The organism is Microbacterium sp. GbtcB4, from assembly GCF_019091465.1.
Taxonomy (GTDB): Bacteria; Actinomycetota; Actinomycetes; order Actinomycetales; family Microbacteriaceae; genus Microbacterium; species Microbacterium paraoxydans.
In genome coordinates this window covers 1-246 of the sequence record NZ_JAGXJJ010000366.1, presented here as the reverse complement: position 1 = coordinate 246, position 246 = coordinate 1, and the positions used below count along the sequence as shown (strand labels likewise).

General features: G+C 67.5%; 1 protein-coding gene. It reads left to right on the top strand.

All coding sequences use genetic code 11. The annotated features are described in order from the left end of the window. Window positions 1-246: lyase family protein (locus KVS71_RS18180; protein WP_254635914.1), on the top strand; the 246-nt coding region annotated here is incomplete at both ends.

The window sequence follows — 246 nt, the reverse complement described above, 5'->3', positions numbered from 1 at the left end:
AGATCATCCACTGGAACACGCGGGAGTTCGGCTTCGTCACCCTCGACGACGGCTCCTCCACGGGATCCAGCATCATGCCGCAGAAGAAGACCCCGGACATCGCCGAGCTCGCGCGCGGCAAGTCCGGGCGTCTCATCGGCAACTTGTCCGGTCTCCTGGCACCGCTCAAGGGCCTGCCCCTCGCGTACACCCGCGATCTGCAGGGGGACAGGGGGCGGGTGTTCGCGTCGGGGCAGACGATCGAGG